Source organism: Aureimonas flava (assembly GCF_003583935.1).
GTDB lineage: Bacteria > Pseudomonadota > Alphaproteobacteria > Rhizobiales > Rhizobiaceae > Aureimonas > Aureimonas flava.
On the sequence record NZ_QYRN01000015.1, the window covers coordinates 33,776 to 44,116 of the forward strand.

The following is a 10,341-nucleotide window of genomic DNA, read 5'->3' on the forward strand; positions in this document are numbered from 1 at the left end:
AGTCTCCCGTTGTGCGTCAGGCCGTGGGCGAAAAGGGGGGCGGCTCAGTCCGGTCCGAAGCCCGGCGAGGTCGGCGCGCCGTTGTCGTGGCGCGCCAGCCAATCGATCGCCGTGTCGCGGAAGCGCCCGAGCCCCTTGTAGTCGGCGATCTCCGGCGGCAGGCTTCGCAGAACGCGGTGGAGGCGGCGGGCCCACTTGCGCTGGGTCGCCAGCTCCTCCAGCGAGATCAGGTAGCAGCGGATCGAGAACACGATGGCGTTGGAGCGCGGCAGGCGCCACAGCGCCTGGAGCTCCACCCGCAGATGCACCTTGCCGGCGACGTTCTCCGGGGTCACGCTGGCCTTGTCGATGCCCCAGCGATGGTAGTTCTCGGGGCTCGTGTCGAGGCGCGGATTGATCGTCATCGTCCAGTTGAGCCGGCGCACGGGCCGGCCCTGCTGGAGGTTGAGGAGGAACTTGAGCGCCCGGTCGAACACGCCGAGGTCGTGCGCCAGCGGCACCGGTCCGTGCCATTCGATGAAGTTCATTCCGAGGTCGAAATCCAGCGACCAGTCGGCCTGGGACGTCACCATCCCGGCGTCCATCCAGAGATTGTCGTCGCGCTGGTCGAGCAGGCAGAAGTCGCCCTGGCACTGGCGCGTCACGTACTCCATCGGCGGCATCGGCAGGGTGGCGGCCTCGCCGAAGGTGAAGTGCTGGTCGATGCCGAGCGGCCGGTTGACCCAGTGCCAGCGGTCCCCGTCCACGGCGAGGGAGAAGTGCTCCGGATAGTGCCGGGACATGGAGGTCATCAGCAGTTCCACGAGCTCCCATCCCGCCAGCTCCATGTGCGGGAGCGACTGGCAGCGCAGCGGGTCCTCGCGCAGCGTGATGGCGCGGTCCTCCATCTCGGCGACATAGTGTTCGTCGATGTGGATCGGGAACTCGGTCGCCGACTGCACCGGGCCCGGCACGTGCTGCTCGATGTTGACCGCGTACATGTATTCGTCGCGGTCGAAGGGGAAGGGAAAGTGCCGTATGCCCTCGGGGCTGTTGCGATAGGTGTAGTCGTCGCGGAAGGTTTCGGCCTTGAACGAGAGGGTCATCCGTTCGTCTCCCCTTAGAGGTCGAGCACGAGTTCGCGGCCCTTGAGGCGCGAGACACAGGTCATGATCGTCCGGCCGGAGCGCCGTTCGGCCTCGCCCAGGAAATGGTCGGCGTGGAGAAGCTCGCCGTCGTGTTCGAGCACCCGCGTCTCGCAGGCCCCGCACGCCCCGCCGCGGCACAGGTAGGGCGCTTCCACGCCGGCCGCCTCGATGGCCTCCAGCAAGGTCTGATGCTCGCCGACGCGTGCCCGCACGCCCGATCGGCGGAGCGTCACGTCGAAGGGCTCGCCGCCCGCCGGCGCCAGGAAGCGTTCGGCATGGAGCGCGCTGTCGGGCCACCCTTGCGCGCGGGCGTCGGCGAGGACGCCCTCGATCATGCGTTCGGGGCCGCAGACGTAGAGATGCGTGCCGAGCGGCTGGTGGCGCAGGATCTCGGCCACGGCCAGGCGCTCCTGGCGCCGGCTGACATAGAGCCGCACGCGGGACCCGTGACGGTCCGCCAGCGCCTGCGCGAAGGCGCCGCTGGCCTCGTCGCGCATCGCGTAGTGGAGCTCGAAGGGCATGCTCGCCTCGGCCAGTTCCCGCGCCATCGCCGCGATCGGCGTGATGCCGATGCCGCCGGCGACCAGCACGTGGCGGCGCGCCCTGCGGTTCAGGGGAAACAGGTTCACCGGCGCGCCGAGGGTGAGTTCGGTGCCGGGCCCGACCGTGTCGTGGATGAAGGCCGAGCCGCCGCGCGACTGCGGGCTGCGCAGCACCGCGACCTCGTAGGCCCGTCCCCCGCCGAGCGTCGCGCCGAGCAGCGAATAGGCGTTGCGCAGGCGGCCGGCGCCGGTCTCCAGGGTCAGCACGGTGTGGGATCCGGCGGAGTAGGGGGGCAGCGGCTCGCCGTCGCGGCGCTCCATGCGCAGGCGCTTCACCGAGGGGCCGAGATGCTCCGCCTCCACCACGCGCACCGCGAATTCGCTCGGGCCGCTCATGCCGGGAACTCCTCGGCGGCGGGGACGTCGCCGGGCGCCTCCGCGTCGATCGAGACGCCCATGAAGGCGCCCAGGCGGCGGGAGTAGTGGTCCCGGACCAGGAGCGGGACACCGCAATGCGGGCAACGGAAGGGGCTCGCCGTCACGTCGTCCGCAAAGCCCTTGCAGTGGACGCATTGCACCCGGCGCGCCAGCGATCCGCGATGCTCGCGCTGGATCGCGTCCTCGTCGATCCCGAACCCGTCCGCGAGCGCGGCGACCCGGCCGAGGAAGTCCTCGGCACCCGCGACGTAGAGCCGGGTCCCCATCGCGGCGCCCGCCAGAAGTCCGCGAAGCCGCGTCAGCGCCGTGTCGACGCTGGGAAGCACATGGAGGGCGTCGGCCCCGAGCGCCGCGAGGCGCTCGGCATGCGCCTCGGACAGGCTGGCGCGCGGCACGTAGACGATGGTGGCTAGGCGCAGGAGGTCGGGACGCCCGTCCAGCGCCGCCTCGATCGCCCGGGCGCCTTCGCCCTCGGCCGCCAGGATATGGCGGCGCGCGGTTTCGGTGGGCGAGAGGGGCGCGTAGATCGGACGGCTCTTGATCGGTGAAGGCTGCATGAAATCGGTCTTTCGGGGCCGGGAGAAGCGGCGGGGCCGCTTCTCCGTCGGCAAGATCAGATCGTGAAGATCCAGTTGGCGATCAGCACGACGGCGGCGCCCGCGCCCAGGGTCAGGTAGGGGAGGATTCCCGCCTTGCGCTCCATCCTCGCGCCGGGCGCGATGCCGAGGTCGGCGAGCATCTGCTCGGGAAAGCGGCCGCGATCCTGGATGTAGTGGCGGTAGCAGAAGACCGGGACGATCAGCGCGGCGGTGACGATGCCGGCCCACAGCGCGGTCGGGTTCCAGACCTTGGCGCCCGCGCCCATGAACACCGCGTTGAGGAAGGCGAAGCAGCCGCCCAGCACGAGCAGGATGGTGGGCGCCTTGTAGGGGCGGGGGATGTGGCCGGAGTCCATCCGGTGGATCCAGCCGGCGTTGAGGTTGAGGAAGTTGAAGATGATGTAGCCGCAGTTGGACACGGCGAGGATGAAGAAGAAGCTGGTGGCGTCCGCGCAGGCGATGGCGAGCACGAAGAGGTTGACCACGAGGTCGGTCCACATCGCCCGCGTCGGCGCGCCGTGCTCGTTGACGTGCGACAGGTAGCGGGGCAGCCAGCCGTCCACCGAGCCCTGGTAGAGCGTGCGCGAGGAGCCGGCCATCGCGGTCATCAGGCACAGCATCAGCGCGAGGATCATCAGCATCACCAGGATGCTTTCGACGATCTGCCCGCCGCCCACCATGTGCGCCATCGCGGCCGCCACGCCCGAACCGTCGACGATCGGCGTCTCCAGCATGCCGTCGAGGCCGAGCACGCCCTGGAAGGTGAAGGGCACGAGGCTGAACAGGGCGAGGCACAGGAGGCCGGAGAAGAAGATCGCCTTGAACGTATCCTTGCCCGGGTCGCGGAACTCGCTCGTGTAGCAGACCGCCGTCTCGAAGCCGTAGGTCGACCAGGCGGCGATGAACATGCCGCCGAGCACCAGCGTCCAGCCGGCGATGTTCCAGGAACCGGGCTCGGCGACGTAGGGCGTGGCGAGAGGGACGAGCGGCGAGAAGTTCGACCAGTTCACCGTGCCGGTGACCAGCGGCACGACGCCGACGATCAGCATGGGGACGATCACGGTGAGGCCGATGTACTTCTGCACCTTGGCGGTGCCGAGGATGCCGCGATGCTGGACGGCGAAGGTCACCAGCATCAGGATCGCCCCGATGAAGAAGGCGGCGTTGAGCGAGAGCGAGACCGGCCCGAGCGTCGTCTGGAAGAAGGTCCAGGTACGGATCGTGGGCGTCAGCGCCGTGACGGCGGCGGCCGCCTTCTCGGCGTCCGGCACCGTGAGCGCGGCGCCGTTCTCGGCGAGCCAGCCGGTCACGGCGGCGCTGTCCACCGCGGGCACCGGTGCCAGCGCGTTGAGGATGTAGGCCGCGGCGATCGAGCAGCCGAGCGAGAGCACGGGCGACCAAGCGAACCAGTTGCACCAGACCGAGAGGGGAGCGATCGGCTTGGCGTAGCGCACCCAGGCCGAGGCGCCGTAGATCGACGCGCCGCCGGACTTGTTGGGAAACAGCCCGGCGATCTCGGCATAGGTGAAGGACTGGATCAGTCCCATGATCATGGAGGTGATCCACACCGCAAAGGCCAAGGTGCCGACCGTGCCGGCGATGCCGCCGATGGAGAAGAGGACGAGGGCCGGAACGCCGCTGGCGACCCAGAAGGCTCCCGTCCAATCGATCGTCCTATGCAGCTTGCCCGCTTCGGGAAGGGTAGAGACTGCCGCTGCCGTCGACATTTGCGAACTCCGCGCCAAGATGAGGGGGCTGTCATGCTCGAGCGGGCTGCCGTCGCCCGCTCGTCTTCCTGGGATTGTTGTTGGCCTTCGCTTTCCGGGCGACGATCTCGTCTTTGGATGTCGGTGTTTGCCGGACGCTTCGACGACGCGGCAACCAACCGACGCGCATCTCTACTGGAGGTCGAGCGGCATTTGCTTCTGCCTCCGATGGGGCGATCATTCCCAAGCTGCCGCCGTCTGTCAAATCTTTTTCTTGAAGGGAATACTTATTTCCTGAGATGCTGATTTCGGAGGCATTCGGCCGAAAACTCGCGCAGGCTCGCGACGCTGTGGACGCCTCCTGAAGCGGCGCCGTTTCGCGCCGGGGCATTCGGTCGCGATGGCCGTCCGCCCGCCCTGGGTTACTTTCCTGTGAGTTGATGGGATTTCACCCGGGATATAGGCTCACACCCGTTTCCCTTATCGCAGGAAGGATCCGCCATGGCCGGCCGTTCGCAGAAGTCCGCGCAGAAGCCGGCGCCCCTCGCCGACGAGGCGGCGGCCGCCCCGCCGCGCGCCGCGCCGCTGGCCCAGAACCCGCACGACCTACGAGAGCCCAAGGAGAACAACCTCGAGATGGCCATCGGCCACGAGGTCCGCGCCTTCCGCAAGAGGCTCGGAATCACCGTCTCCGACCTCGCTTCGGCCACCGGCCTGTCGCTCGGCATGCTGTCCAAGATCGAGAACGGCAACATCTCGCCCTCGCTCACCACGCTGCATGCGCTGTCGCGCGGCCTCGGCGTGCCGATGACGGCCTTCTTCCGCCGCTTCGAGGACGCGCGCAACGCCGTGTTCGTGCGGGCGGGCGAGGGGGTGGAGCTGGAGCGGCGCGGCACCCGCGCCGGCCACCAGTACAATCTCCTCGGCCATATCGACAGCAATTCCAGCGGGGTGACGGTGGAGCCCTACCTCATCACCCTTACCACCGAGTCCGACGTCTTCCCGACCTTCCAGCACCTCGGCATGGAGTTCCTCTACATGCTGGAAGGCGAGGTCGTTTATCGGCATGCCGACCGCCTCTTCACCCTGCGGCCGGGCGACAGCCTGTTCTTCGACGCCGACGCGCCGCACGGGCCGGAGGAACTGGTGACGCTGCCCGCCCGCTACCTCACGATCATCTGCTACCCGCAGGCCAGCACGCCCGCTCCTTAGGCGCGCCGGCGGAAGGGGCGTCCGCCGGCTGCCGCATGGGAGGCAATCTGCACAAGGATTGATCCTTAGGAAAAATCCTTTCTTGCCAGTTGAAATGCTTTTCGGCTTGGGCTTAGATGGGCGCATCACCTTCCGCCCCTCGCACCCAAGGATCTGCCCCATGTGCGGCATCGTCGGACTGTTCCTGAAGGACAAGTCGCTGGAGCCTCGGCTCGGCGCGCTCCTGTCGGACATGTTGGTCACCATGACCGATCGGGGGCCGGATTCGGCCGGCATCGCGATCTACGGCGGCGAGGCGGAGGGTGTGGCCAAGATCACCGTCCAGTCGCCGAACCCGGCGCGCGACTTCCCCGGGCTCGAGGCCGCGCTGTCCGACGCTTCGGGCGGGGCCGCCCGGGTCGCCGTCAAGAGCACCCACGCCGTGGTCTCACTGCCCGCCGACCGGCTGGATGCCGTGCGCGCCGCGCTGGCCGAGGTCGCGCCGGACGTGCGCGTGATGGGGGCGGGCACCAGCGTCGAGATCTACAAGGAGGTCGGCCTGCCGAAGGACGTCGTCGCCCGCTTCGGCGTGGCCGAGATGGGCGGCACGCACGGCATCGGCCACACGCGCATGGCCACGGAATCGGCCGTCACCACGCTCGGCGCCCATCCCTTCTCGACCGGCGCCGACCAGTGCCTCGTACACAACGGCTCGCTGTCGAACCACAACAACCTCCGCCGCGAGATGATGCGCAAGGGCATGCGCTTCGAGACGCAGAACGATTCGGAGGTGGCGGCGGCCTATCTCACCGCCGAGATGGAGACCGGCAAGGATCTCGGGCAGGCCCTGACCGGCGCCCTGGATGACCTGGACGGCTTCTTCACCTTCGTGGTCGGCACCCGGTCCGGCTTCGGCGTGTTGCGCGATCCCATCGCCTGCAAGCCGGCGGTGATGGCCGAGACCGACCAGTACGTCGCCTTCGGCTCGGAATACCGGGCGCTGGTGAACCTGCCGGGCATCGAGACAGCCCGCGTCTGGGAGCCCGAGCCCGCCACCGTCTACTTCTGGGACCACGACAAGGCCGCCGCCTGAGGCGCCAACGCCCTTCCTTATCCCGAGGATCAACGATGCCCGTCTTCGACTTGGCCGTCACGCCGCTGCGCGCGCTGAACCAGGCCCTCCACGCCATTCCGGCCGGCGCCAACGACACCGCCTTCGAGGTGGTCAACCCGCGCGGCGCCCATGCGGTGGCCGTCGGGATCGACAGCGCCGTCGCGGTCCAGGTGAAGGGGCCGGTCGGCTACTACTGCGCCGGCATGAACGACGGCGGCGCGGTCACGGTGGAGGGCTCCGCCGGCCCCGGCGTCGCCGAGAACATGATGTCGGGCACCGTGGTGATCGAGGGCGACGCTTCGCAGTATGCCGGCGCCACCGGGCGGGGCGGCCTGCTCGTCATCAAGGGCAACGCGGCCTCCCGCTGCGGCATCTCGATGAAGGGCATCGACATCGTGGTCCACGGGTCGATCGGCCACATGTCGGCGTTCATGGCGCAGTCCGGCAACCTCGTGGTGCTGGGCGACGCGGGCGAGGCGCTGGGCGACTCGCTCTACGAGGCCCGTCTCTTCGTGCGCGGCACGGTGAAGAGCCTCGGCGCCGACTGCATCGAGAAGGAGATGCGGCCCGAGCATCTCGAGATCCTGGACGACCTTCTCGCCAAGGCCGGGGTGGAAGGCGTCGCCGCTTCGGAGTTCCGCCGCTACGGCTCGGCCCGCACCCTCTACACCTTCAACATCGACAATGCCGACGCCTATTGAGCGGCGGGCGGGAGACGATCCGATGAGCTACCAGAACCCGCCCATGCCGCCGAAGAAGTCGGCGACGTTCGACGACCACACGATGGCCGAGATCCGCCGGGCGGCGGCGACCGGCATCTACGACATCCGCGGCGGCGGCACCAAGCGCAAGGTGCCCCATTTCGACGACCTCCTGTTCCTGGGCGCATCGATCTCGCGCTATCCGCTGGAGGGCTATCGCGAGCGCTGCGACACCTCGGTCACGCTGGGCACGCGCTTCGCCAAGAAGCCGATCCACCTCAAGATCCCGATCACGATCGCGGGCATGAGCTTCGGCGCCCTTTCCGGCCCGGCCAAGGAGGCGCTGGGGCGCGGCGCGACGATCGCCGGCACCTCCACCACCACGGGCGACGGCGGCATGACCGACGAGGAGCGCGGCCATTCGCAGACGCTGGTCTACCAGTACCTGCCCTCGCGCTACGGCATGAACCCGGCCGACCTGCGCCGCGCCGATGCGATCGAGGTCGTGGTGGGGCAGGGGGCCAAGCCAGGCGGCGGCGGCATGCTGCTCGGCCAGAAGATCTCGCCGCGCGTCGCCCGGATGCGCAACCTGCCCGAAGGCATCGACCAGCGTTCGGCCTGCCGCCATCCGGACTGGACCGGCCCGGACGATCTCGAGATCAAGATCCTGGAACTGCGCGAGATCACCGACTGGGAGAAGCCGATCTACATCAAGGTCGGCGGCGCGCGCCCCTACTACGACACCGCGCTGGCGGTGAAGGCGGGCGCCGACGTCGTGGTGCTCGACGGCATGCAGGGCGGCACGGCGGCGACGCAGGACGTGTTCATCGAGAATGTCGGCATGCCGACGCTCGCCTGCGTGCGCCCCGCCGTGCAGGCGCTGCAGGACCTCGGCATGCACCGCAAGGTGCAGCTCGTCGTGTCCGGCGGCATCCGCTCGGGCGCCGACGTCGCCAAGGCGCTGGCGCTCGGCGCCGACGCGGTGGCGATCGGCACGGCGGCGCTGGTAGCCATCGGCGACAACGACCCGAAGTGGGAGGGCGAGTACCGGAAGCTCGGCACCACGGCCGGCGCCTACGACGACTGGCACGAGGGCAAGGACCCGGCCGGCATCACCACGCAGGACCCCGAGCTGATGAAGCGCGTGGATCCGGTCACCGCCGGCCGCCGTCTGGCGAACTACCTCAAGGTGATGACGCTCGAGGCGCAGACGATCGCCCGCGCCTGCGGCCACAATCACCTCCACAACCTGGAGCCCGAGGACCTCGTGGCGCTGACGATCGAAGCCTCCGCCATGGCGCAGGTGCCGCTCGCGGGCACCGGATGGATCCCGGGCAAGACCGGCTTCTAGCCGCCGCATCGCCTTCCTCGTCCGGCCGGCTCTTCGGGGGAAGCGGGCCGGACCGCCGCCCACTTCCGCTCCAGTCCGTCATCCCAGGGGACATGCCGTGATCACCGATCTCTCCGCCTTTGCCGCCGAGCGCGGCGTGAAGTACTTCATGATCAGCTACACCGACCTGTTCGGCGGCCAGCGGGCCAAGCTCGTGCCGGCGCAGGCGATCGCGGAGATGCAGAAGGACGGCGCGGGGTTCGCGGGCTTCGCCACCTGGCTCGACCTCACCCCGGCCCATCCCGATCTCTTCGCCATGCCGGACCCCGGCTCGGTGATCCAGCTTCCCTGGAAGCCGGAAGTGGCCTGGGTGCCGGCGGACGGGGTGATGGAGGACCGGCCCGTCGACCAGGCGCCGCGCGTCGTGCTCAAGCGTCTGGTGGAGCAGGCGGCGGCGCAGGGGCTGCGGGTGAAGACCGGCGTGGAGGCCGAGTTCTTCCTGACGACGCCCGACGGCGGGCGCATCTCCGACGACCTCGATACCGCCGAGAAGCCCTGCTACGACCAGCAGGCCGTGATGCGCCGCTACGACGTGATCGCCGAGATCTGCGACCACATGCTGGCGCTCGGCTGGAAGCCCTACCAGAACGACCACGAGGACGCGAACGGCCAGTTCGAGATGAACTGGGAATACGACGACGCTCTGGCGACCGCCGACAAGCACTCCTTCTTCAAGTTCATGGTCAAGTCCGTCGCCGAGAAGCACGGGCTGCGCGCCACCTTCATGCCCAAGCCCTTCAAGGGGCTGACCGGCAACGGCTGCCATTGCCACATCTCGGTCTGGAACGCGGACGGGACGCAGAACGCCTTCGCCGACAAGGCCGAGCCCTTCGGCCTGTCGGCCAAGGGGCGCCACTTCCTCGGCGGCATCATGAAGCACGCCTCGGCGCTGGCGGCGATCACCAACCCGACCGTCAACTCCTACAAGCGCATCAACGCGCCGCGCACCATCTCGGGCGCGACCTGGGCGCCGAACTCCGTGACCTGGACCGGCAACAACCGCACCCACATGGTGCGCGTGCCGGGGCCCGGCCGCTTCGAGCTGCGCCTGCCCGACGGCGCGGTGAACCCCTACCTGCTCCAGGCCGTGATCATCGCCGCCGGCCTCGACGGCATCCAGGGCAGCGCCGATCCCGGCCCGCACCACGACATCGACATGTATCGCGAGGGGCACACGGTCACCGACGCGCCCAAGCTGCCCCTCAACCTCCTGGACGCCCTGCGCCGCTTCGACGAGGACGCATCGCTGAAGTCCGCGATGGGCGCGGAATTCTCCGCCGCCTACCTGAAGCTGAAGCAACTGGAGTGGACCAGCTACTGCAACCACTTCACCGCCTGGGAACGGGACAATGCCTTCGATGTCTGAGATCGCGCAGCCTGCCGCCCGTTCCGCCTCCGTGGAGCGCTTTGTCCTGACGGTGACCTGTCCGACGGCGCGCGGGATCGTTGCGGCGATCTCGACGTACCTGTCTGGGAAGGGGTGCAACATCGTCGATTCGGCGCAGTTCGACGACCTGGAGAGCGGGCGCTTCT

The 10,341-nt window shown here is 68.9% G+C and carries 9 protein-coding genes and 1 pseudogene; 6 read left to right on the forward strand and 4 right to left on the reverse strand.

What is annotated here, in order from left to right; genetic code table 11:
• Positions 1-44: 44 nt before the first annotated feature.
• Genes D3218_RS18870 through D3218_RS18885 form a run of 4 tightly spaced genes read right to left on the reverse strand, consistent with a single transcriptional unit; the run spans position 45 to position 4,433 of the window.
• Entirely contained in the window at positions 45-1,085 is a 1,041-nt protein-coding gene (locus D3218_RS18870) for a heme-dependent oxidative N-demethylase family protein (RefSeq protein WP_119541630.1), read from the reverse strand.
• A 14-nt stretch (positions 1,086-1,099) separates the two neighbouring features.
• Positions 1,100-2,065 (reverse strand): PDR/VanB family oxidoreductase, encoded by a 966-nt coding sequence (locus D3218_RS18875; protein WP_119541631.1) that lies wholly within the window; start codon positions 2,063-2,065, stop codon positions 1,100-1,102.
• A complete protein-coding gene (locus tag D3218_RS18880) occupies positions 2,062-2,664 on the reverse strand; it encodes a dimethylamine monooxygenase subunit DmmA family protein (protein ID WP_119541643.1) in 603 nt (200 codons plus the stop codon). Before D3218_RS18880 ends, D3218_RS18875 begins: the two co-directional genes overlap by 4 nt.
• Before the next feature lie 56 nt (positions 2,665-2,720).
• Positions 2,721-4,433 carry a trimethylamine N-oxide permease gene (locus D3218_RS18885; protein ID WP_119541632.1) on the reverse strand — a complete coding sequence of 571 codons (1,713 nt, stop codon included), beginning with the start codon at positions 4,431-4,433 and terminating at the stop codon, positions 2,721-2,723.
• A 480-nt stretch (positions 4,434-4,913) separates the two neighbouring features.
• Here D3218_RS18885 and D3218_RS18890 point away from each other — a divergent pair, with 480 nt between their 5' ends.
• The 6 genes and pseudogenes from D3218_RS18890 to purU all read left to right on the forward strand — a co-directional run.
• Positions 4,914-5,624 (forward strand): helix-turn-helix domain-containing protein, encoded by a 711-nt coding sequence (locus D3218_RS18890; protein WP_119541633.1) that lies wholly within the window; start codon positions 4,914-4,916, stop codon positions 5,622-5,624.
• 160 nt (positions 5,625-5,784) lie between these two features.
• On the forward strand, positions 5,785-6,696 hold the full coding sequence (locus D3218_RS18895; protein WP_119541634.1) for a class II glutamine amidotransferase: 912 nt from the start codon (positions 5,785-5,787) through the stop codon (positions 6,694-6,696).
• A 35-nt stretch (positions 6,697-6,731) separates the two neighbouring features.
• Entirely contained in the window at positions 6,732-7,418 is a 687-nt protein-coding gene (locus tag D3218_RS18900) for a GltB/FmdC/FwdC-like GXGXG domain-containing protein (protein WP_119541635.1), read from the forward strand.
• Positions 7,419-7,440: 22 nt separating this feature from the next.
• Positions 7,441-8,769 carry an FMN-binding glutamate synthase family protein gene (locus tag D3218_RS18905; RefSeq protein WP_119541636.1) on the forward strand — a complete coding sequence of 443 codons (1,329 nt, stop codon included), beginning with the start codon at positions 7,441-7,443 and terminating at the stop codon, positions 8,767-8,769.
• 97 nt (positions 8,770-8,866) lie between these two features.
• Positions 8,867-10,174 carry a type III glutamate--ammonia ligase gene (gene glnT, locus D3218_RS18910; RefSeq protein WP_119541637.1) on the forward strand — a complete coding sequence of 436 codons (1,308 nt, stop codon included), beginning with the start codon at positions 8,867-8,869 and terminating at the stop codon, positions 10,172-10,174.
• 31 nt (positions 10,175-10,205) lie between these two features.
• Positions 10,206-10,341, forward strand: a pseudogene (gene purU, locus D3218_RS18915) (formyltetrahydrofolate deformylase); the annotation flags it as partial.

Excerpts from the sequence above, each read along its gene's own strand:
- D3218_RS18870 (WP_119541630.1), bottom strand. The coding sequence starts at position 1,085 with ATGACCCTCTCGTTCAAGGCCGAAACCTTCCGCGACGACTACACCTAT.
- D3218_RS18875 (WP_119541631.1), bottom strand. The coding sequence starts at position 2,065 with ATGAGCGGCCCGAGCGAATTCGCGGTGCGCGTGGTGGAGGCGGAGCAT.
- D3218_RS18880 (WP_119541643.1), bottom strand. The coding sequence starts at position 2,664 with ATGCAGCCTTCACCGATCAAGAGCCGTCCGATCTACGCGCCCCTCTCG.
- D3218_RS18885 (WP_119541632.1), bottom strand. The coding sequence starts at position 4,433 with ATGTCGACGGCAGCGGCAGTCTCTACCCTTCCCGAAGCGGGCAAGCTG.
- D3218_RS18890 (WP_119541633.1), top strand. The coding sequence starts at position 4,914 with ATGGCCGGCCGTTCGCAGAAGTCCGCGCAGAAGCCGGCGCCCCTCGCC.
- D3218_RS18895 (WP_119541634.1), top strand. The coding sequence starts at position 5,785 with ATGTGCGGCATCGTCGGACTGTTCCTGAAGGACAAGTCGCTGGAGCCT.
- D3218_RS18900 (WP_119541635.1), top strand. The coding sequence starts at position 6,732 with ATGCCCGTCTTCGACTTGGCCGTCACGCCGCTGCGCGCGCTGAACCAG.
- D3218_RS18905 (WP_119541636.1), top strand. The coding sequence starts at position 7,441 with ATGAGCTACCAGAACCCGCCCATGCCGCCGAAGAAGTCGGCGACGTTC.